The 22593-nt window shown below is 51.2% G+C and carries 15 protein-coding genes; 4 read left to right on the forward strand and 11 right to left on the reverse strand.

Annotated features, from left to right (window positions below; genetic code table 11):
• Positions 1-17: 17 nt before the first annotated feature.
• From NST69_RS21665 to NST69_RS21675, 3 genes are all read right to left on the reverse strand, one after another.
• Positions 18-1349, reverse strand: a complete 1332-nt coding sequence (locus tag NST69_RS21665) for a CapA family protein (protein WP_340979828.1) — start codon at positions 1347-1349, stop codon at positions 18-20.
• Positions 1350-1367: 18 nt separating this feature from the next.
• Positions 1368-2216, reverse strand: a complete 849-nt coding sequence (locus NST69_RS21670) for a transporter substrate-binding domain-containing protein (protein ID WP_342547084.1) — start codon at positions 2214-2216, stop codon at positions 1368-1370.
• Positions 2217-2447: 231 nt separating this feature from the next.
• Positions 2448-2903, reverse strand: a complete 456-nt coding sequence (locus tag NST69_RS21675) for a MerR family transcriptional regulator (RefSeq protein WP_342547085.1) — start codon at positions 2901-2903, stop codon at positions 2448-2450.
• Between the two features lie 197 nt (positions 2904-3100).
• Between NST69_RS21675 and NST69_RS21680 the strand changes: the two genes are divergently transcribed.
• The 4 genes from NST69_RS21680 (at position 3101) to NST69_RS21695 (ending at position 8537) form a co-directional block, all read left to right on the forward strand.
• A complete protein-coding gene (locus tag NST69_RS21680) occupies positions 3101-4510 on the forward strand; it encodes a glycosyltransferase (protein ID WP_342547086.1) in 1410 nt (469 codons plus the stop codon).
• Between the two features lie 23 nt (positions 4511-4533).
• The gene (locus NST69_RS21685) at positions 4534-5997 is read left to right on the forward strand and encodes a glycosyltransferase (protein WP_036724030.1); all 1464 of its coding nucleotides are present in this window, start codon (positions 4534-4536) and stop codon (positions 5995-5997) included.
• Positions 5998-6010: 13 nt separating this feature from the next.
• A complete protein-coding gene (locus NST69_RS21690; RefSeq protein WP_342547087.1) occupies positions 6011-7423 on the forward strand; it encodes a class I SAM-dependent methyltransferase in 1413 nt (470 codons plus the stop codon).
• A gap of 262 nt (positions 7424-7685) precedes the next feature.
• Positions 7686-8537, forward strand: a complete 852-nt coding sequence (locus tag NST69_RS21695; protein WP_342547088.1) for an aldo/keto reductase — start codon at positions 7686-7688, stop codon at positions 8535-8537.
• 174 nt (positions 8538-8711) lie between these two features.
• Here the strand turns inward: NST69_RS21695 and NST69_RS21700 are convergent, their stop codons facing one another.
• The 8 genes from NST69_RS21700 to NST69_RS21735 all read right to left on the reverse strand — a co-directional run bounded on the left by NST69_RS21700 (position 8712) and on the right by NST69_RS21735 (position 22584).
• Positions 8712-11480 (reverse strand): polysaccharide lyase family 8 super-sandwich domain-containing protein, encoded by a 2769-nt coding sequence (locus tag NST69_RS21700; RefSeq protein ID WP_342547089.1) that lies wholly within the window; start codon positions 11478-11480, stop codon positions 8712-8714.
• Between the two features lie 549 nt (positions 11481-12029).
• Positions 12030-13196 carry a leucine-rich repeat domain-containing protein gene (locus tag NST69_RS21705; protein ID WP_342547090.1) on the reverse strand — a complete coding sequence of 389 codons (1167 nt, stop codon included), beginning with the start codon at positions 13194-13196 and terminating at the stop codon, positions 12030-12032.
• 84 nt (positions 13197-13280) lie between these two features.
• A complete protein-coding gene (locus NST69_RS21710; RefSeq protein WP_342547091.1) occupies positions 13281-15641 on the reverse strand; it encodes a polysaccharide lyase 8 family protein in 2361 nt (786 codons plus the stop codon).
• A 27-nt stretch (positions 15642-15668) separates the two neighbouring features.
• Entirely contained in the window at positions 15669-17837 is a 2169-nt protein-coding gene (locus NST69_RS21715; RefSeq protein WP_342547092.1) for a GH92 family glycosyl hydrolase, read from the reverse strand.
• 36 nt (positions 17838-17873) lie between these two features.
• A complete protein-coding gene (locus NST69_RS21720; RefSeq protein WP_342547093.1) occupies positions 17874-18977 on the reverse strand; it encodes a glycoside hydrolase family 88 protein in 1104 nt (367 codons plus the stop codon).
• 86 nt (positions 18978-19063) lie between these two features.
• Positions 19064-20644, reverse strand: coding sequence for an ABC transporter substrate-binding protein (locus NST69_RS21725; protein WP_339310729.1), 1581 nt, complete (start codon positions 20642-20644; stop codon positions 19064-19066).
• Between the two features lie 76 nt (positions 20645-20720).
• On the reverse strand, positions 20721-21632 hold the full coding sequence (locus tag NST69_RS21730) for a carbohydrate ABC transporter permease (RefSeq protein ID WP_209877464.1): 912 nt from the start codon (positions 21630-21632) through the stop codon (positions 20721-20723).
• Between the two features lie 16 nt (positions 21633-21648).
• Positions 21649-22584: an ABC transporter permease subunit gene (locus tag NST69_RS21735; protein ID WP_200869525.1), complete on the reverse strand. Its 936-nt coding sequence runs from the start codon at positions 22582-22584 to the stop codon at positions 21649-21651.
• Between the last annotated feature and the right edge of the window lie 9 nt (positions 22585-22593).

Below are 22593 nucleotides of genomic sequence, written 5' to 3' on the forward strand. Positions count from 1 at the left end.
ATTTACAGGGCGACAGCCTAACACGGTCTCACGATTAACCGTCTGCCCTCATAGATAATTTCAGTATGATACCGTTCGTTGCTTACCGCATTCAACCGCTCCACCAGGGAGGCCGCTGCTTCATCGGATGCCAATACAGGCAAGCCACGCTTGGTCACTGTCTCATGGGTAAGCCTGAGATCAATCGGAATCAGCTCATAGCTGAACCGCTTGTCCTCCACACTCAGATCAAACATGACCAGGAAGTTCTCCGAGAACTTGCGGTCGCTGTAGAAGCCCTGCCAGTTCCCTTCGCTATCCTTGGTTCTGTTCTTGTGCAGGGTAGAAGGAGCTTCATTCTCGGCATATCCGTAGGCGGTGAACATCTCTGGAGATACAATTGACTCCCCTGCCTCGAACTCCATGAACAGACTGCCTATGTTATAAAAAATAGGTTGGCCCTTGTACAGCTCCACCCCTCTGGTGAAGTGGGCGCCATGTCCGAAGACACAGCTCGCTCCGGCATCCACCGCCCCCCGTGCGAAGGTCTCAATGAACTCTGCGGGATAATCGGAGTACCAGTTCTCATTCTCCCCTTCATGCGTGTGCAAGCTGACAAAAACATAGTCACTGCGCTCCGCGGCATCCTGGATGCTGCGGTAGATTTCCTGCTGATCCAGCTCATGCGCTGCTGTCTTGACGCGGGACTGTTCACCCTTCTCGAAGGTTAAATAGCCTTCAAAAAATGAACCGAATTCATAGTAATTCTCCGATTTGCTCTTGAAGGTCTCAATCCGCTTGCCTTCCTCCATGCTGGAAGCGATGCCGATGCGTTCACTGATCTCCTTCAAGGTGCTGAAGTCCTGATCATTCACGACATAGGTCCGCGACCAGCGGAGCGGGTTAACGCCCGGACGGGCGGGCACGCCGTTCCCCGGATTCGAAGCAGCGAACACCTCGCTTCTCGTCACATCGATAGTGATGATGGCAATCCGACCATCTGCCGTATCGACGAACACCGGCTTGCGCGCTTCATGCAGGCTCATCCCCACCCCAAGCGGGGTCAGACCACGGGCTTCTGCCTCTTCGATCGTATCCACAAGACCCTGGGTCCCGTAGTCCCCCGTATGATTATTCGCAAAGCTCACATAACGGATATTGAGCTTCCCGAATTCGTCCAGCGCCTTGGGGCGCACACTGGTCTGGTAGCCGCGGCCTGCCGCCGGAGCGGTATTCAGGCGCGGGGTCACGAACTCTGCATTGGTAAAAGCTTCATCGGCCCCTTGCAGCAATGCCAGCAGCTCCGGGTCCATCGTCTTATCTAAATTACTGCTGGAGAACAATGCATCTCCCGAGACTAGAAATTTCATGCGATCACCTTCCTTCGGTTACTCCATTAGCTCTTTCTTAGGCAAATAGTCGCCGCCAAGCTGCTCTTGGCTAATCTTCAGCAGGGTGCCGTCTGCATACATTTCCTTGATTCTCTTGTTAACGGTATCCAGCAGGGTGCTGTCTGCAGACTTGGAGAGCAGGATATAAGATCCTGGATCACTATTCTCTGTAGAGAACGCAACGACCTTCAGATTGGTGAAGCCATGCTCCTTGATGGCCTTCTCGGCAGAGACACGGGAAATGATGCGCACATCGTATTTGCCGGCTTCAATGCCTTCGAACTGCTTCACGAAATTCTCGTCAGTGTAGATAATCTCTGCTTTGGCATCCGCGTTCGCTTCATTATAATTCTCCAGCAGTGTGGCACCGGAGTTACCTACTTCTGTTACGGCTTTATAGCCCTTCAGGTCTTCTACCGCCTTAAGGGTATTATCGTCCTTGCGGACTACGAATACATTCGCATTCTCAATAATCGGGAGTGAGAAATTGTACTTGCCGCGTCTCTCGGGGTTGGAGCTGAAATTGTTCGCCCCCAGCTGGAAACGTCCATTGTCCAGACCGGTCAGAATCCCTTCGAATTCAATCGCTTGAACCTCTAGCTTATATTCCGGAAGGTCTTTGAAGATCGCCTTCATTACTTCCACATCGTAACCTGTCAACTGCCCGTCCTTCTCGTAGCTAAAAGGGTTACTGACCCCGCTCGTAGCAGCAATAATGGTCTTCGTACCTGCTCCAGCACCATTTGTCTCAGCTGAGCCTGCGTTATTCTTATTTCCATTACCGCAGCCTGCAAGGACCAACCCGAGCAACACAATCAGAACGCCTGGCACAAATTTCTTCTTCATTATAACTTCCCCCTCATCTAGTAAAAGCTCTCTCTCGTTGTCCTATGATGTCCAACTTATCATAGTCATTTAGTCTGGAATTATTATGTCACGGGGTATACACTGTGTCAAGGTGAACGGCCAAAGGATTGACGAATGTTGGCGAAAGAAGTCGATTGATGGCTGGGGTGTGCTTGGTTGGTTACCTAATATAGGTATCCCCCCAGCTGCTGGGGAGTATTCCCCTGGCTGCTAAGAAGACCGCACCACTCTCTTCCGGCGCGCCGGAACCTTGACGCCCTGCTCCAGCAGCTTGCCCCAGTTGCCGGGATTGGTCAGGTCCGGGATGCGCTGCTCCAGAATAGCCTGATATTGAAGGGCCTTCTCTTCCAGATGGGCAACGCGCTGCTTGGCTTCTTCCAGCTGAAGGAGTGCGGCTTCCCTGTATTCCATCATCATGGCAAAGCGCTGCGCAATGGTCGAATCCCCTTCGAGACAGAGATCGACATAGGTTTTGATGCTTTCAATGGGGAGGCCGGTCTGCTTGAGGCACCTAATCCCGTACAGCCAGTTGATCGATTCGTCGTCGAACATCCGGATGTTGTTTTTGTTCCGCTGAATACTTGGCACCAGCCCTTTATCCGTATAGAAACGTACAGCATGTTCAGTAAGTCCCGTCATGGAAGCCGCTTCTTTGACTGTATACATGTTAATCCTCCTTAAAAAAAGATAATTTAGCTCCGATATCTTCACGGAAACAACTGACTATCTGGAAAATCCACAATGTCCAGCAAATCCGGTATTTTTCAGTATACTCATCATACTTTAGGAACCGGCCCCATATGAATTAGAAGACAGAGCAGCGGGTACGAATCCAGATTTGAAGTATGGAAGGAGAATCAGCCTTGGCCTTATACATTCCGCTTGAATTCTCTGAGCGATTTGCGCATTTCGGAAGCAACACCTTTGTTCAGCAGGGAGGCATATTTGAGTCTCCAGAGCTAATTTCTATAGGAAACAACGTCTCTATTCAAGCTCCATATGCTATCCAGCCGAAAGATGTGAATCACGGAATTTCTGGCGATAGTCCAGTTATCTCTATAGGAGACGGTTGTCAAATCAACAGAAGTGTCCAGATCACAGCTCACCCCAGGATTATCTTAGAGCCAAATGTTCTGATCCATTCCAACGTTCTAATGGAAGGGGATATTACCATTGGAGAAGGCTCCTGGATCGGAGCAAACTGCCGCCTATCCGGGAATATACGTATTGGAGCTGGGAGCGTAGTTAAGGCAAACAGCATGGTTTTGGACAATGTTCCCGACTATTGCGTGGTTTCAGGTAATCCCGCATCAATTGTGCAGATTTATGAGACTTCCTCCGGGAGCTGGGTGGATGTGTCTGCTCATGATCAGGCCCAGGCTATTCTTACTGCCCGAAGCCGCCTCCCCCTGTTATCAATCTGTATCCCAACTTACAACCGCGCGCCTTATCTTGACGCTTGCCTCCAGTCGATTTATGCTCAGATCGGAAATAATGAGCTGATCGAAGTGGTAGTATCCGATAACGCCTCCACAGATGCCACGCCAGCGATCATAGACAAGTATATGGCCCTGTACTCCAATATGAAGTCAGTACGCAATGACACAAACATTGGCGGAGATTCTAATATTCTTCATGTATTACAGCTGGGGAGAGGGAAATTTGTAAAAATGCAAGGCGATGATGATTATTTTCTGCCCGGCAAGCTTATGCCACTGCTTCATGTACTGCACAGCCATCCGGAATGTGGAGTCTTCCATATTAGTCTAATTAACGGAAATAGGCCTCCCCGCCTGGACTCCGGCATGAGTAATTTCCTGGCCGCAACCACCCTTTATGCGGCTTTTATCAGTTCTGTTGTTCTAAGACGTGAGGATTTGGAGAAGATCGAGAACCCGGCGCTATTCATGACCTCTAAATTCAATCAGTTATATCTTCAATATTCTATATTAAAGGATAACCCGAACTTCTGCATCATGTACGATAGTATCTTCGGTTATGGCGGTGCTTACAATCCTAAATACAGTTTTGCTGAAGTTTTTTTTAACGGGTATCCGTCTATCCTTAGCCATTTCTTGGGCACTGGTTTGACTGCTGAAGAAATTTCCAGAGAGAAAAAACAAACATTTTATCACTATACCATTCCATGGTTTCGGAATAATAAGGCAACTGTGACTACTGATGAGTTTGAAGAGATCTACAAAAAATACTATCAAGATGAACCCTATTATGAGGATGGCCTTGCCATCATGAAAGCAATACGCCAATCCTAATTTAGGAAGGAAGTTAATGGGTTATGTCGCACTCTTTAGAGCCTAAACCAGTTTCTAGTTTCTTTTACTGTGGCAAAAGCACAGATATCTCTCCCATCGGACAATTTCATCATCCCGAGTTCGTTCTCATTGGCGACAGGGTAACAATCAAAGATGATTACTGCATACAGTCCACATTACAAGATTCTTTGCCTGTACCCAAAATTATTATAGGAGATGATTGCAGATGTGAGCAAGGACTCACTCTTCAAGCCCTAAACCGTATTGAAATCAAGCCTCGTGTCACTATTGGCAGTAAAGTTAGTATATCAGACGCAAGGCATGAGTATCGTCAGGTAGGATTGCCGGTCTTAGCACAAGGATGGATGGACAGCACTGGAGAAGTTATCATCGGAGAAGGCACACAAATAGGTGATGGAACTGTTATTGCAGGTAATATCCGAATAGGCAAGCACTGTGTAATCCAGCCTGGAAGTGTTGTTGAGCAAGATCTTCCGGATTACTGTGTGGCAGGCGGATCCCCGGCACAAATTCTGCAGCAGGAGACGGCTAAGCTCCAACCGCGAACTGCGGGCTTGAGTTCCGGCACACCGGAATCTACTCCGCTTCTCTCCATTTGCATTCCGACTTATAACCGCGCAATCTACCTTGATCTCTGTCTTTCTTGCATATTCAGTCAATTACAGAACGATAGCCGGGTAGAAGTAATTGTCTGTGACAATGCCTCCACCGACGCTACTCCACAAGTGATTGCACGTTATGCCAGCCGTTATCCTAGCCTCAAATCCTTCAGAAACAGCACGAACATAGGGGGCGACCGCAATATATATCTTGTAGCCCAACTGGCAAGGGGCAAGTTTATAAAATGGCAGGGTGATGATGATTATTTTGTGGAGGATTCAATCCCTTCTCTACTTGATGTCATCCATGATCATATGCAGTGCGGAATTATATATTTGAATGTGCATAACCATGATGGCCAGGTTTATACTGCAGAAGGTGCACCCGCCTATCTTCGAACCTCAGGTATTATGTGTACCTTTATTTCCGGCATCATTCTACGAAGGGAAGATTTTGAACAAATTGAAAAGCCCTTCCGTTATATCGATTTATCGCTAAATCAAGCTTATATGCAGTACGAAATTTTAACCAGAAACCCTAGCTTTTGCGTGGTGAACCGGAGAATGTTTAATTTTTCCGGAAATCCTCCTTCAGGATACAATCTCGGGGAAGTCGTCTTCCGTAGTTATCAGACTATTTTGCATCATTTCATTGGTAAAGGATTAAGCGAGGTAGATGTGCAGCAAGAGAAACTAGCTGCTCTCTACAATTACATTCTCCCTTGGTACACAGGAATCATGCGTGATCACGCCCCTGTTTTTACCGATGACTTTGAGGACCTCTTTAGAGAATTTTATGGAGAAGAGTCCTATTTCGAAGATGTCCTGCTGCGAATTGCAAGTATAAAAGCTCTGGCACAAAGCTAAGGAGGGATTTAGTATGCATAAACCGGACACACTTCAGGCAAACCATCAGCCAGATTCACAGGAATCTCAGATGTCCAATTTAATGAATTATGCCAACTTTCTATATAACCAGAAAAATTATGAGAACGCCGCTGTGTTCTATGAAAAGTTTCTTTTGGAAGCAAAGACGTTGAATGAAGAAACCTATGAGGCCTATGGTAGACTCTCGGATTGTTACATTGCTGCTGGGGATATAAATAAAGCCTTGTTAGCAGCATTCCAATCCTTTGCTTATGGAATTCCCCATCCCGTGATCTGTTACAAAATCGGCACTGCATTCATGCAGAAAAGCCAATTGAATATGGCTATTTTCTGGTTTGATATGGCTACCCAAGAAACCATTGCACATGAACACATAAACTATGATGCCTCTTTTGCCAACTGGCTCCCCCATTTACAATTATGTGTCTGTTATGAATCATCAGGCGAACACGAGAAGGCCTTTCACCATCATAAAATAGCCCAAAAATATAATCCCGATCATCCAAGTATAGTATACAATCAAAAGTATTTTGAATCTTTGTTCCGCAGAATCGAAGCTCCCTCTTCGAAGGCTCATCCCGAGGCTGAAGTAGTGGGGGGAAACGACACAAATTCCATAGATATCAACTCCGAAATACTGAATACTGAACAAAACGATGTAATTTTCACAGGAGAACGGGTTGTCATTAACGATGCCGTCAAAAAGAATCACGGAGATGTGCTGGAAGAACATTTGAACAGATACAAATTAGCCCAAAAGTTTGTCAAGGATAAAAGGGTGCTGGATGCTGCCTGTGGGGCAGGGTATGGGAGTAAAATGCTGCAGGTGGCCGGTGCAAGTCATATTCTTGGCGTAGATATCGATGAAGCCAGCTTATCTAATGCGCGCAAAACATATGGTCATGATCAGATTGATTATGCTTACGGAAATGTCAACAAGCTTGAACTTGAAGACAATAGCTTTGATGTCGTTGTTTCCTTTGAGACCATTGAGCACATCGATGATGGCAGTGTATGGATTAAAGAATCCGCCAGACTTCTCAAGGATGACGGAATCTTTATTGTCTCTACACCTAACCGCAGCATAGCGAACCCTGCTGGCTACTTCGTGGAACAGCCAAGAAATCATTATCACAAATATGAATATACGATTACTGAGCTTGTGGGGGAGTTACTGAAAGAATATGATATCCTGGAGTTGTACGGTCAAACCTTCGTCTCCGATTATTCAGCCTTCCAAGCCCAAGTTGTCAGAAATGCGAGAGCAATGCCTCCTACAACCACGCCTTATGACAATCCCGTCATTAACGGATACGAGCTAATGGATCTCGGAAGAGTTAAGGATATGAATCCTTTGTATGTGGTGGTCGTGTGCAGAAAAAAACGCCCCGTTTCCTTAGAATAGACAGATTAAAGATGGGCACAAATACAGGACCGGCCACTGGGGCTGGTCCTGTATTTGTTTTTGTATTTATTTGATGATGTTACTGCTCCCTGAAAAATATAATAACCCCTGCTTGACTTCGTGTTACACGAAGGCGTTAGGCTCATAATATAGCAAATCGGCAGCAAGGGGAATCCCCGCTGGGTGCCTGCTGTCCGGGATTACTTTCCGAGACGCCTAGCCGTTTGCCATTACACTAAAGAGACTTTAGGAGGACAAGTCCATGCAGACTGTAACCTTGAATAATGGAGTGAAAATGCCGATCCTCGGCTTCGGAGTCTACCAGATTCCCGATGCTGAAGAATGTGAGACTGCGGTGTATGAAGCACTGACGGCAGGCTACCGCCTAATCGATACCGCTGCTGGATATCTGAATGAAGAGGCGGTAGGCCGGGCCATCAAGCGCAGCGGCGTACCGCGCGAAGAATTGTTCATCACCACCAAGCTCTGGATTCAGGATGCCGGGTACGACAGTGCCAAGCTCGCGTTCGCCAAGTCCCTCAAGAAGCTGGGACTGGACTACCTGGATCTGTACCTTATTCACCAGCCGTTTGGGGATTATTACGGGGCATGGCGGGCGATGGAAGAACTATATCACGAAGGCAAAATCAGAGCCATCGGAGTAAGCAACTTCCTCCCTGACCGCCTGATGGACCTCATCGTTCACAATAAGATTGTGCCCGCTGTCAATCAGGTGGAGACACATCCGTTCCTTCAGCAGACGGATAACGCTGCTTTTATGAAGGAACAAGGTGTCCAGATTCAGTCCTGGGGACCGTTCGCAGAGGGACGCAACAACTTGTTCAGCAACGGAGTGCTGTCCGAAATTGCCGGTAAGTACAATAAATCCGTTGCGCAAGATGTGCTGCGCTGGCTGGTTCAGCGCGATATTGTGGTGATTCCGAAGTCCGTGCGTAGAGAGCGGATCGCCGAGAACTTCGATATTTTTGATTTTGAGCTGAGTGCAGAGGATATGGCTCAAATTGCTACGCTCGACACGGGCGAGAGCCTGTTCTTCTCCCACCGGGACCCGGAAATCGCCAAGCGGCTGGGGAACTGGAAGGTTGATCTATAAGCCTGTACCAGGCTGGTAATTGACAATATCTTTGCCACTCTTTGATAAGAATGATAATACCTCAGCAGAGGCCCATGCACTAGTTGCATGGGCCTTGTACAGTTTCATACAGACAGGTCAGCAGATACGGCTCTTTACCCTCTCCTGAGCCGGAACACGGAAAGCCTCCTTTACTTATGGATTCCGCACGAATCTCACCGCATCGGCAGCGACATACCCGGTCGTTCCACTGTTACGGATGGTTACACTCCCAGAGGTTCCTGCCGTGAAGGAGTAGGTGCCGATCAGATTCCAGACTCCGCCATTCGTGGTCTGATCTATATTCAGCGTTGCCGTCCCTCCGGAATGAACGACTTCAACGGGAATCGCAGTCGCCCGGTTGATATGCTGCGGCCACATCATATAGACGCTGTAGGTGGCGGTGACGGGCAAGTCTGGTGTGAAGGTCACACTTTTGCTGCCTTTGCCGCTGTTGTCATCATGCAGATAGTTGACACCGTACCGGTCAGTCTGCACCGCAGCGGTCTTCCAGCCTCCCGTTTTCAGCACTCCTGTAGTGTCATTATTGTCTACAATAACCTCTTCACCAGGCAGGGTCGGCGGCGTGCCGCTGCCCAGGTCAAAGGAAGCCTTGAACGTCTTGCCCTTGGCCGCGCTGACATTCACCGTTAATCGGATGGTCGGGCTGAGCTGCGTTACAGTAACCCCGGAGTCGGCTGTATACCCGCTTGCTGAACGGTCCAGCTCCACTTCAATCACGCCGGTGCCTGCCTGTGTCGGATCGCTGACAGACAGCTCCAAGGTATCCTCTGTTTCTCTGGTCATGGCTGACGCTTTCTTGTTAACGGTAATCAGATCGGTGGAGCTTACCCCATCCTCCCAGAAATTCGCTCCGATAATGCCGAGCTTCGTTTCTTTTACCGCCTGGACACTGGATGAATTCGCAAGCACTTCAATGTCTGGAGCAGCAGCATAAGCGGCTACTTGAGCGGCTGTCTTGCCCGGCAGCAGGACATATTGATATTCGCTGTTACTCGGATTGACACCATGATCCAGCCATAAGGTCATATAATTGCGGGTGATCGGCGTGGAAGGTGTGACCGGACGGGGGTTGATCTGCTTCCAGTTTCCTGTTCTGGCTTCTCTCTTAGCGGCAAGCGATACCGTCTGCGGAAAATAATACCCCGTATCCGCACCGGCGGTGCTTCCCGACAAATGAGCCCACTCCACCTGATCCAGGGTCGATGCCCCGCCCAAAGTGGCAGGCTGCACTTCACCGTTCACAGTTAGTGTATTGCTGCCCGCCGTGTTCAGCTTCCGGTTCTCGACGATAGTCTCCACAGCTATATTATCTGTGCTGATGATTCCCGCACCGAGAGCAATCACTTCGTCATCGAACATAAACCAGGATTTCTTGGCTCCAAGCGTACGGCCTGCGTACTGCAAATCCATACCCGAGCTTCCATATAGATTCTGCATATCGGTGCCGCCGGTCCACTGCCTGGTGCTGGTGTGGCTGCCGGAAGAGGTCTGGGACAGCACCGTTGTTCCCGGAAGGCGGTAATTATCTACGGTCGGCCAGTAGTCACCGCTGTATTGACCAAGATCATTGTTGTATAAGCTGGTCATTCCGGCAGAGGTATACCAGGCTTTGGCGTTCTCGCTGTTAATCGCTTCATAGCTGCTGATCCGGCTGGAATACATCGCAAGCCCGAAGCTATAGCCCGGCCTGTGCTGAACGGCCCGATCCATCGCTGCGAACTGCTGATAACTCAGAAGCTCAGCCGCCGGCTCAATCAACGGGTCCCCGGTTATAGTCTTGGCCTGAACGATAGCGGGTACGGGGGCATCAGCATAGAAGGACTTGAACGTATCCGATAGAATCCAGCCCTTAAGCATCCTTTTAAAATCGGCTGATGGAGCGGGCGGTGCGATCTTGGACAGCAGCAGAATACCTTGCATCACCCGGTGTCCCGCTTCATGGTCCTGACTGTAATATCTGGAGATTTCCCGACCGCGCACCATATCCATCATGGCGCCCTTGTACATCACCGGCTGATACGAGTTGTACACCCATTCCCATACATTGGACTGTTTGGGATCGGTCACCTGCCAGGTGGAGCCGTGAAGCATCACCATCAGATCACTGACAGCCAGCAGCAGGTCAATGCCATAACCTCCGGTGTAGGGGATGTTGTTATGCTGAATGAATGAACCATCCCGGTAGAAGCCGTCTCCGCTGAGCGTATAATTGAAAACAGAGGATAGTCCGTCGCGGGCTGCGGCGATCTTGCTCCCGTCTTTGACCAGGATGCCCCGCTCGCCCACCACCATCGCCTTCCAGGTGCGGTTAGCTCCTGTCAAAGTAACGGCGGGCGAGAAGCGCTCCACGGCTGTCATATAATTCTTAACCTGAGCCGGACTTAAAGAGTCATACATCAGCACCGTTATATCGTTAAGCTGCAAGGGAATGCCAATTTGCCAATCCCACCAGTTGCTTGTTCCGCTAGCGGTTGGCGTTACCCCCTCATGGTATCTGGTGGCGTACATATAATCGAGGGCAGCCACGATATCGCTCCCGAGCTGACTATTCTCATGCAGCGCCGTGCCGGTAGTGGCATACGCGAGCGCCATCATCTTCAGCCGTTCATAGGTCACCCGGATATGAATCGAATTCCCGATGCCCGGATTATCGCTCCACAGATAGGTGCGGGCGGGCGAGGTATTCATTGTCTGCCAATAGCCGCTGGCTTCATTCCCCAGCTTGGTAAGGGCTGCGGCAATATCAGCATCCGCCGTATTCAGGGAGGGCCCTCCTGTAAGCATTACCTTCCGGTTCTCCCGCATCCCGTCGAATTCATCCGCAGCACGGGCACGTTCGGCTACTCCTCCCAAGCCGCTGACCAGCAGCAGTAGCACTAACGCCATCAAACCGCTTTTCATGAGTAACCTTCTCGTTAACGTTCCTCTCATTAGCAACCTTCTCATCCATAATCCCCCTTGTCGCCGTATTCAACCTTTTCACGTACAGATAGTCTGGCTTTCCATCACACGCAAGCTTGCTGTTGCTGCGCTCATGTTGCGGCTCCCCTTCATACAAGCTTGCTTCTCTGCACCAATGTTCCAGCATTCCCCACTCATAAATTTGTTCCTTGTGAAGCGCTTTCATTTAATAGTATAGATAGAGCCCGGTAGTGAAAGAAACTACGTGTATTCGAGAAAAGGTATGACATTTCGAGCATTCCAGCAAAAATGCTCCACATGCACGCACGCCGCCCACTTTTGACGGATTGAGGTATACTTTTGCTCCTCACTCACGCCTGCCGCACACTTTAGGTCTACTCAAAGGGATTATCCCTCTGAATCTCCGAAAAAAGCCGCAAAACCTTGCGGCCTGCGGCGTGCAGCTTGCGACATACCTCCTACAGCTTGGGGTTACGGGTTACTCCTTGCGCTTTGCAGCCCGCGGGTTACAGCCTGCGGCTTACCAGCTTAGTACATTTCATAACTAAGCTGGTCGGCCAGCTCACCTTCATGGTCAAATGCTGCATAGATGCAGAGTTGACCAGCCGGTGTATCCCCGGCATCGTAGCCGATACGGAAGGAGTGGTCTTCGGCAAACGTCAAGTCGGCCAGTACCAGCTCATTCACATCTTCATCAGGATGAGTGTCCGCAATTAGCTGCAATACCCGGTCAAGCAGCCCCTCCAGCCCGGCCCACACCTTTTGAATCTGTGAAGTCAAGCCTCTCATTGCGACCTTGGTGGGAACTTCCGCTGTAACGGCAAGCTCACTCCCCCTGATTTGAAGCTGCGCCTTATAACAGGTAAAGGTAGTATCATATTGAAAAATCCCTACTCCCTCTACCCTATGGTCCGGCTGCGTAATGAGGTTATTGGCAACATCCAGTTGTACAAGCTGCGAATGAAGACTCGTATCCAGTACCGTAAGTTTGTTCTCAGAGCAATACAGTTCGGTCAACTGCAGATTGTGACTGAGGTCCAGACTCGTGAGATGATTATTGAAGCATCGCAGACTCGTAAGTGAAGGATTGCCACTGGTGTCCAGACGGGTTAAATGATTATGGTTACAGCGGATTTCCGTCAGCTCTGTACAGCTTGCCATATCTAGCTCAATGATATAGTTGCTGCCGCAATCGACCCGCTCCAGCGCAGTATTGTCACCAAGCTTCAATTCATGCAGCGAGTTATAACTGCAATTCAGTACCTTGAGCCGGGGATTGCTGCTTAACTCTAAGTTGGACAACATATTCTCATGACACTCCAGCGTCTCCAGCGCATGATTCTGGCTAAGGTCCAGAGTACGGATATGATTCCTGCTACAGTCCAGTTCCTTCAACAGCCGATTAGGCTGAGTATTCAGCTCAATCAGCCGGTTGCTCCGGCAGTTCACAGTAACGAGTTCCGCATTCTGGTTAAGGTTAAGCACGGTTAACTCATTATACGAACAATCCAGCTCCTGAAGCGCCGTAAATTGTTCGATCCCCTGTAGACTTGAGAACTTGCAGCCCTCAAGCTTCAGCGTAGTCACCGTGTCAAGATCGCTCCTGAAGACGGATTCACGGCCACCGCAGAAGTGATCCCTTACGAACTGCAGGAAACGTTCATCTGCGAAATCATCGGTAATTGAAATCTGCATGGTACTCCCCCTCTAAAATCATTGGGATTATTCTACCATACTCCGCAGAGTCATTCACTTGAAGTGCATTTTCATAGATTCGCCTTAGGTTCCAAGCTCCACCTGGAACGAGGCGCCCCCGGCACCGTCAGGGTCGAACACCAGTCTAACCTTTCTGGGGTTTCCAGGGGCCCCGGTGTCTCCAGAATCACTAGGTTCACCTGAATCACCTGCGTCACTTGGGTCACTTGGGTCACTTGGGTCACCCGGGCCACTTAGTTCACCAGATTCACCAAGGTCAACCATTATCCGGTCTGACTTGTTGATCACCCTGGAAACAGGCCGATCCACTTCAATCTCCACTTCGATTGGACGGCGCTGCAGTTGTGTCGGATCAGCTATAGCTAGACTCCAGCCTGCCGGATTCCTACGCAGCACAATAGAGGCTTGACCACTGCAAGCAATCCCCCCGCTTCTATACCAGCCCGGCTGCCAGAAATGCACGGCGAATAGCCCCAATCCGGTATCTTCCACCGCATGCACCCGTTCATTCAATTCCACAATCCGTATACTTGGAGCCCCAGCGAAGCCAGCCGTCTCTTCTTCACTCCAGCCAGGCAACAGCACGTAGGCATAGGTATCTCCCTGTGGCGCTGCTCTATGATCGAACCACAACGTCTGGTATAACCGTTCTACTCTCTCAGAGGAACCGGCATCGTTGATTGCCTTCCAGCTCCCTTTCCGGGCCTCGCGCAAGGCACGGACGCAGCAGCGTTCAGGCAAATAAATCCCCACCTCCGCGCCCCCGGTACTTCCCGCCATATGAATCCACTTAGGCTGAATGGTATCTGTGAGTCCCAGCGTCCGGCAAATCTCTGTTCCGTCTGCTGTAATCGTATGGTCTCCTGCCGGGTTCCATTTCCGGTTGTCTATAATCGTTTCCACTCTGGCAGAAGTACAGCTCTTAATATCCGAACCTAAGGCAACAATACGGTTACCGAACAAAAACCAGCTTTTGAGCGCGGTCAGTCCATCGGCTTCGTTAACGACATCCTGAAGCTCCATCGCAATGGCGCCATATTGGTTATGAAGCACAGCCCCGCCAACATAAGCCTTAGTGCTTAAGCGGCCTTGCCCGGCTCCATCCTCCTGCAATGTCTTCGTTACCGTGGTTCCAGGCAGGCGGTATGGATCAACGGTCGGCCAGTAGGCATCCGCATATTGCCCCAAGTCACTATTGTACAGGTGGCTCATTCCATACGCTGTATACCAGCCCTTCAGATGCTCCCTGTTGATAGATTCATAGGTGAAGGTCCGGCTGGAGAACATACTGATCGAGTAGGCAAAACCCGGACCTTGCAGCACCACCCTGTCCATATGGGCAAACAGCTTGCAGCAACTCGCTTCCGGAGCGGGCTGCACAAGTTCATCGTCCAGCAGCGCTCCAGCCTCAGCTGCGGTATCCGGCGGAGCTTCGGCGATATACGATTTATACGTTTCTGCCAACACCCACCCTTTCACTCTGGAGAGTAGCCGTACCTGATCCGCATACCCCAGTATGCGCGAGAAGCGCAGGCAGGAGGTGATGACGGAGTGTCCGCTCTCATGATTCTGCGAATCCTCCCGCGAGACTTCCCTGCCGCTCACCATATCCAGCATAGAACCCCTGAACATAAGCGGGACAAAGGAACGCTCAATCCACTGGGCTGTCAGATCCCGGGCTTCATCAGGCAATTCCCAGGGGGTACCGTGCAGCCATACCATCAGGCGGACCACATCATGCAGCAGTGAAACCCCATATCCCCCGGTGTAGGCATACTTGTCATGCTGAATAAAGGAGCCGTCTTCATAGAAGCCGTCCCCTTCACTGGCATTCCTGAACAGCGGAAGCAGCGCATTCCGGGCTGCAAGGAGCTTCTGCCAGTCGCCCCGGATAACGGCCGTCAGGGCAGCCGCCGTAGATTTCCAAACCAGATTCGCTCCCGTTGAAGGCGGAGCCTGAGCCACGAACCACTGCGCATGAAACGCCGGATCGCCCACATATTTGTCTACGGGAAGAAGCAGAGACTCTATGAACTCCTTATCCAGCAGTTCCTCCATGAGCAGAAGGGTCTCCACCAGAGCGATTGGCACGCCAATCTCCCAATACCACCAGTTGCCATAGGGCTTACAGGTTTCGTTGTATCTATGTTCAGACAGCCATTCTAATCCATAAATGATCCTTAGCCTTAATGAATAGTCCATATAATAGGTACATTTGGGAGACTTCAGCGCGATGGCCATCTCCTTCAAACGGAGAATGATCTGAAATACATCCATTGCATTCTCCTGATACGAGATATCCGCCCACAGCAGCTCCTGATGATAAAGCATCTTATCCCGGGCATCGCGGACCCGCTTCAGCGATTCCGGACGAAGCGTATCTCCCACGAGATATTGCAGCCATATGTTTTTTAAGCTCTGCATGGACATTCTCTCCTTGAGCCTACTGCCCTACCTTGACAGTTGTTTGCCTTGCTCCCGCTCCGCGAGCGGAGAAGGTGGAATAAGGCTTCCCCACTCCCCGGGTTTAGCGCCCAGCTCCAGAAGAAGCGTGCCTCCTCCGGCGATTTCTTCATGGCGGACCCAGGCGCGGTTCAGCTCCTGTCCGTTCAGCGAAGCAGACAGAATATACCTTTTGCCGGACCCGCTGCCTTCTCCTATAGTCTCAATCGTCAGAGGAACCGGGTTCTCCTTCGCTCCCAAGAGCAGGGTCGTCCTATTGAACAATGGAGGAACAAGAAAATAAATATCTTGACCCATCAAAGGGTACAAACCCATAGCAGAACAAATGAAGAAGGCACTCTGGCAGCCCATATCCTCGTTATCCCCCAATCCGTCACGTTCAGCCCGGAAGTATTGATCCAGGCATTCCCGTACCCGGTCAGCCGCCCGGTCCGGCCTGCCCGCATAGATATATAGATAAGGAATATGCAGCATCGTTTCCTTGGAGTTATAGAAGCCCCCGTCAAAAAAATAATCTAAATGACGGACAAAGGCCTCCGCTCCCCCATGCCGTTCAACAAGTCCATGAAAATCATGCTGGGTGCTGAACGACCATTGCAGACTGGTGCCCTCGTAGAAATACGGATCATTCCATGAATCCGGCAGACAGGATTCCGGGTCAAATGACGTTACCCATTCCCCGCCGGACAGCCGGGGCGCAAAACACTTCAGATCCTCGCGCCACAGATTCCATAGCTTCTCCGAGCTTGTATAATAGTCCTCTGCCGTCTCCTCCTGCCCAAGCTCCTCGGCCAGACGGCCGATGCACCAGTCCTGATAAGCATATTCCATATGGCGTGACACACAGTTCTTCTTCACATCCGTGGACAAGTAGCCTAAGGAATGGTAATCCTGCAGATGACGGCCATAGAGCCAGGTATCCGGGGACTGCACCTCATTATTCTTACGCATCTGCTTGAGGGCCTTCGCGTAGTCGATGCCCTCAAGCTTCTTCAGCGCCGCTTCACAGAACAGAATATCGGCAGAGCTTCCGCCTTGAATCATGGCGCTATGCCCCATGATCCAGGCGTCCGGCAGCCAGCCGGTATGGTCCGCGATGTCCAGCAGACAATTCAGGATATCCGCTTCAAGCTGCGGGTCGAGCAGTGTAATCAACGAATTGGCATTCCGCACACTGTCCCAGAGCGCGTACAGGTCGGTATAATGCCGGACCCCTGATTCCCAGGCGAAGTTCTCATCATCTACTCCGAGGTCACTCGGCATACAGAACAGACGGGTCATCAGGGTATAGAACAGCCGGGTATGCTCCACGCTGCCCCCTTTCACTGTGACCCGGCTGAGCTTATCCTCCCAGATGTCGCTGGCCGCCTGGCGGATGTCATCGAATCCGGCGGACGCTTCCCGGTCTACACTGGCCCTGGCCTTGCCGACACTAACATATGAGATGCCAGTCTTCGCCACCAGGACTCTGCAATCGCCGAAGCTAAGGGAAGCCTTGCAGTTCGCGCCATCTACAGACGGCCCTTGGCGTACTCCGCCTGCATCCATCAGCATATGGCTCTGTATTGGCTGATCGAAGCGGATATAGAAGTACACGGAATAAGGGAATTCGTGTCCCCAGCCCCCGCGCAGGTCGCAGCGGCCTGCCAGCTCATATTCGGACAGAACTTCAATATATCCCCCGGTCGATACTCCGGTGGTCTTCCCCGGTTCATCCCCGCCCACCTGAATGACCGCTCCGGCATCAATCAGCAGACCCGCCAATTCATTCCCCGGATAGGTGTAACGGTGGACTCCGGTCCGCATCGTGCTGGTCAATTCAGCCTGGATGGCGGCAGGCAGCAGCTTCACGCTGTAATATCCGGCTTCGGCATGTTCATCCCCCTTCTCATAAGGGTCCAACTGAAACCTCGGCATTCCGGTATAGGGGGTGAAGCCGACATTGCCATAACGCCCGCCGCCCCCGGTTCCGCTGACATGCGTATGACTGAACCGGATAATCGGCCGCGAGCTGTCGTAACCGTGGGATAGCTGCGGCGGCAGGGTATCCGGTCCAAGCCTTACGATACTGTTCGGCAGATAAGGCCCGCACAGGCAGTTATTCTCCCCGTCCACGCCGATGAACGGATCGACATGGTCCACTCTTCTTTTACTCAAATCAGGTCCTCCTTCCTTGCCATGAATCTGTTCCCTCTACCAAAAGATTTCATTCTCGCCCTTGAGCTTCAGCAAGGCTTCCAGGAAGAAATAGTCGCCGTAAATGATCGGCACCTCGACTTCGGCACCAGCCGGGAAGCTGCCGGTTCCCTTGGTAATGAGCGCCTCTTCCGCCGGATCTTCCGGCGCGTAGTGGCGGAACAGCGATTCTGTAATGGCACTTCCGAGCTTCCGGTACCGGTCGGCTTCTTCGCCCTCCAGCAGGTAAGCTATCTCCAGCATTCCGCTGGCCGCGCAGGCAGCAGCCGTTGAATCTTTGGCCCATAGCTGATCGGTAGGCGCGCGGAAATCCCAGGGAGGCACCAGATCCTCCGGCAGCGCAGCAACGAAGTAATCCGCTGCCGCTCTAGCGGCATTCATGAACCGGATATCACCTGTATACCGGTACCCGATCGCGAATCCGTAGATCGCCCAGGCCGATCCGCGCGACCAGGCGGAATCCGGACTATACCCTTGTCCGCCCAGCGCCTCAATCCGCTCTCCCGTCTCGGGATCGAAGCGGACGATATGATGCACCGAGCCGTCCTCCCGGATGAATTCCCGCAGCGCCATCTCCGAATGGGCGACAGCGATGTGACGATACCGCGGGTCCTGTAGTTCCCCGCTGGCCCAGTACAGCAGTCCAAGGTTCATCATGCAGTCGATGATCGCCAGACCTTCACTGCCTTCATGCAGCCAGGCACGGATGAAATTCCCCTTGAGATTGAACCGGCTGGCCAGATGACTGGCAGCGATCAGTCCTCTTCTCCGGGACAGCCTGTTACCGGTGAGCTTGTAATCAGCAACCGCTGACAGACTCCAGAGGAAGCCGTTATCGTGGTGGAGCTGTTCATACTCCTGAAGCGGCACATCCAGCTGCTCCTCACAGCTCTCGGCAATGCGCCGGTATTCCTCATCGCCTGTGGCCCGGTAAGCCAGCCACAGAATGCCCGGCCAGAATCCGTTGGTCCAGCAATCCGGGTCACGCGCATCATATTGTCCTCCGTAGGTGGCATTGGGGAAGGTGGCTCCGATCCGGCTCCGTGTACGGCTTAATTTGTGCTGGGCATAGTCCCAGGCTTCGTTGATCCAAGTCTCCATAACTTCTAGGTCTTCCTTTCTCGTCTACAAATTAGAGGGCAGGACGTCCGGAAATAACGGACCTCCTGCCATCCTCGCACTGTCAGTTATTGCGCTGCTTTCCAGGCATCAATCTGGGTCTGCAGTTCGGTCTTGACCTTCTCAATGCCAGCCTTCTTCAACTTCTCATTGCGTTCCGCAAGCATTTTGGCAGGGTCAGGAATAGCACCCGTGCTTGCGGCCCGGTATTCACCGATGACCGAGGTAAGCTGGGTAATCTCGTTCTTCACCGGCGATTCGTCGAAGACGAAGCCTAACAATGGAGAGCGTTTGGCCTCATCATTGAATTGCTTCCAGCTTGTATACAGATCATCCGGCTGGCCCGGCTTCAGATAATTGATCAGCTGATTGCCGACCACCCAGAACAGGGCAGAGCTGCCATACCCGGAATCGGCAATCGGCTCGATCCGGTTCTCGCTGATCTTCTTGTAATGGGTGCCTTCGATGCCGTTAACGAACAGGTTCACAGCATACGGATCAGTATGCAGCGCATTCAAGACCATCATAGCCCGCTCAGGGTCCTTGGAGGTGCGGGAGATGGAGAACATGGATCCGGCCGCAAGATCCGTAGTGACGATAGGCTCCTCAATTACCTTGGACACGAAATCATATTTATTGTCCGAGGCGATTTTCAACTCAATATCCGCGCCCGGCTTCCAGACCGCCTGCTGCATCCAGATCTTGCCCTGCTTGCGCAAGTCGCCGATCTCCGTCGTTGTAGTCGCCGCATCGCTGTTGATGTAACCCTTCTCGTAATAACTGCGGTTCAGCTCATACTCCGCTTGGGCAATGGAGGAAATCTCCGGATCAATGACTGACTTAATCTGGATGTTATCTGTATTTGTGTAGTCATAGAGGAATAAAGGAATCTTGTTGGGCGTCGGTCCGATGGCGCGGAAGTTCGAACGGGTCTCATACATCATCCCTTCGCCCGACTCCTTAATGAAATCCAGGATCAGCCCCGGCTCCTTCTCCTTCAGCAGCTTGAACCAGGGTTCAAAGTCTGACATTGTCTTAATATCCTCAATCGGAATATTATATTTGTCGATGATATCCTTGCGGTACGTGTAAGCCTTGCCTTGGGTAATCTCTTTGTTGGTTGGAATGCCGTACAGCTTTCCTTTGTAGCGCGGAGCCTCCAGATAGATCGGATTCAGGTTCTCCGAGATGCCCTGCCCGTATTTGGCCAGCAGATCATCCAGATCGAGGAATGCGCCCTTGGCCACATTGCCGAAGAAATTAAGCCAGGAAGCGGTAAATACAAGGTCCATCGGTTCTCCGGCATTGAGCATCAGCTCGGTCTTCTGCTTGTATTCGCTGGAGGCAATCGGCTGAAGATCCACGGTGGCATTGAATTTCTCTTTGAAATATTCACTCAGCTTAGCTTCGACCAGTGCGTCATCCCGCTGCGGCGCCCCAAAGTAGATGATGGATACCTCGTATGGCTTCAGTGCTTCCGCACCACCGGCAGGCTCCGCACTGCTCGTGCTATTCGTAGCGGCCGCGCCGCTTGAAGCTGAAGGTTCGGCAGAACCCCCGTTGTTACCGCCTGAGCACGCTTGCAAGGATAACGCCAGAACCAGAAGAATCGCCGTGAATAGCGGTCTGCGCCCTTTTAACTTTGTCATATTAACCCTCCCCTAGATGATTATGCTTCTATATAGAACGGCAGGCAGCCTGTGCTGATGCCGGTTCCACCACGCTTTAGCCTTTTACTGCCCCGACCGTCAGGCCTTTGACAAAATACTTCTGAAAGAACGGATACGCAATTAGAATGGGTCCCATCCCGATCACCGCCATCGCCATCTGCAGGGATTCGTTCGGAAGATTCTTCATCATATTGGGATTCTGGGCAGCCAGCTCCACATTATTGCGCAGGTACTGCACATCGTTGAGGACACGCATCATCAGATACTGCAGCGGATACTTATCCTCGCTGGTGATATACAGCAGCGCATTGAACCAGTCGTTCCAATAGCCGATGGTACTGAACAGGGCCATGGTCGCCAGGACCGGCAACGAGAGTGGCAAAACGATCCGCAGGAAGATTCTCAGCTCCCCCGCACCGTCAATTCTGGCCGATTCGATCACCGCAGGATGAATGGTCGTCTGGAAGAAGGTCCGCATAATAATGACGTTGAACGGCACAATCAGCATGGGCAGAATCAGCGCCATATACGAATCCTTGATATGCAGCGCTTGTGTATAGATCAGATATCTGCTGACCATTCCTCCATTGAACAGCATCGTGAAGAACAGGAAGAAGGTAAACACATTACGGAACGGATAATCCGCACGCGAGATGGGATAAGCATACATTGCCATAAGCAGCACGCTAAGCGCTGTACCTGCAATAGTGATGGTGATACTCACGCGATATCCCGACACAATCGTCATCCAGTCCTTGAAGATCGACTCATAGGCAATGAAGGACCACTTATTCGGAATGAAGCTGTACCCCTGAGTCAGAATGGACTGCCCGTCTGTGAAGGAGACAATGATCACAAGCAGAACAGGCAAAAAGCAAAGGAGTGAGAGGATCACAAAGGCCAGATTTAAAAGTACATTTGACAATGCGGAGTTTCCGCCGATCGAGCTGCTGGTGTCATTCGCCATGATGATTCTCCTTTGATTAGAATAGTGCCTGTTCCCGGTCAATCCGTCTGACCATACTGTTGGTGGCAATGACCATAATGAAGCCCACCACCGATTGGACCAGCGCCGTTGCTGAGGACATTCCGATATCATTCAATTGCATCAGGGCGCGGTAGACATACGTATCCACGGTATCTGTTACCGGATACAGCGCTCCCGAATTCATGGGCACCTGGAAGAACAGTCCGAAGTCAGAGCTGAAGATGCTGCCCATGGACAGAATCGTCATAATAATGATGACCGGCCGGATAAAAGGGAGCGTGATATGCGTAATCTGCTTCCACTTGGAAGCCCCGTCAATCAGCGCCGCCTCGTAATATTCCGGATCGATTCCGGCAATCGCCGCGATATAGATCACTGCGCCGAAGCCCGCATGCTTCCAGGCGTTGACAAACACCAGAATGTAAGGCCAATATTCCTTCTCCGAGTACCAGAAGACAGGGTCTTGTCCGAAGGCCTTAAGCACTGTGGCATTGATGAAGCCGTGATCCGGCTGCAGGAAAGCGTATACGAGATAACTCACCACCACCATGGACAGGAAGTGCGGCAGGATGATGAAGCTCTGGTACACCTTCGCCAGCAGCCGCCGCCGGATCTCATTGATGGCTACCGCAATCGATACCGACAGCACCAGGTTCATAATCATGAAGGTCAAGCTGTACAGAAGTGTGTTTCTTACAATTCTCCACATATCCCCCGAGGAGAACAGGAACTGGAAATTATCAAAGCCTACCCAGGGACTGCCCCAAATCCCGTCCAGATAATTCACATTCTTGAAGGCAATAAAGATGCCGAACATCGGCAGATAGCTGTGCGCCAGCAGGACAAGCACCGCTGGCAGCAGCATCAGTGTCAGCGCCTTGTACTTCCACATGGCATGGATAAAGCTTGAGAATCCGGTGGTTCTACTCATGTCCATTAC

It is taken from the genome of Paenibacillus sp. FSL P2-0089 (assembly GCF_038595095.1).
Lineage (GTDB): Bacteria > Bacillota > Bacilli > Paenibacillales > Paenibacillaceae > Paenibacillus_AQ > Paenibacillus_AQ silagei.

Coding starts and splice junctions, on each gene's coding strand:
- NST69_RS21665 (WP_340979828.1), bottom strand. CDS start 1,349: ATGAAATTTCTAGTCTCGGGAGATGCATTGTTCTCCAGCAGTAATTTA.
- NST69_RS21670 (WP_342547084.1), bottom strand. CDS start 2,216: ATGAAGAAGAAATTTGTGCCAGGCGTTCTGATTGTGTTGCTCGGGTTG.
- NST69_RS21675 (WP_342547085.1), bottom strand. CDS start 2,903: ATGTATACAGTCAAAGAAGCGGCTTCCATGACGGGACTTACTGAACAT.
- NST69_RS21685 (WP_036724030.1), top strand. CDS start 4,534: ATGTCGCACTCTTTAGAGCCTAAACCAGTTTCTAGTTTCTTTTACTGT.
- NST69_RS21690 (WP_342547087.1), top strand. CDS start 6,011: ATGCATAAACCGGACACACTTCAGGCAAACCATCAGCCAGATTCACAG.
- NST69_RS21695 (WP_342547088.1), top strand. CDS start 7,686: ATGCAGACTGTAACCTTGAATAATGGAGTGAAAATGCCGATCCTCGGC.
- NST69_RS21700 (WP_342547089.1), bottom strand. CDS start 11,480: ATGAAAAGCGGTTTGATGGCGTTAGTGCTACTGCTGCTGGTCAGCGGC.
- NST69_RS21705 (WP_342547090.1), bottom strand. CDS start 13,196: ATGCAGATTTCAATTACCGATGATTTCGCAGATGAACGTTTCCTGCAG.
- NST69_RS21710 (WP_342547091.1), bottom strand. CDS start 15,641: ATGCAGAGCTTAAAAAACATATGGCTGCAATATCTCGTGGGAGATACG.
- NST69_RS21720 (WP_342547093.1), bottom strand. CDS start 18,977: ATGGAGACTTGGATCAACGAAGCCTGGGACTATGCCCAGCACAAATTA.
- NST69_RS21725 (WP_339310729.1), bottom strand. CDS start 20,644: ATGACAAAGTTAAAAGGGCGCAGACCGCTATTCACGGCGATTCTTCTG.
- NST69_RS21730 (WP_209877464.1), bottom strand. CDS start 21,632: ATGGCGAATGACACCAGCAGCTCGATCGGCGGAAACTCCGCATTGTCA.
- NST69_RS21735 (WP_200869525.1), bottom strand. CDS start 22,584: ATGAGTAGAACCACCGGATTCTCAAGCTTTATCCATGCCATGTGGAAG.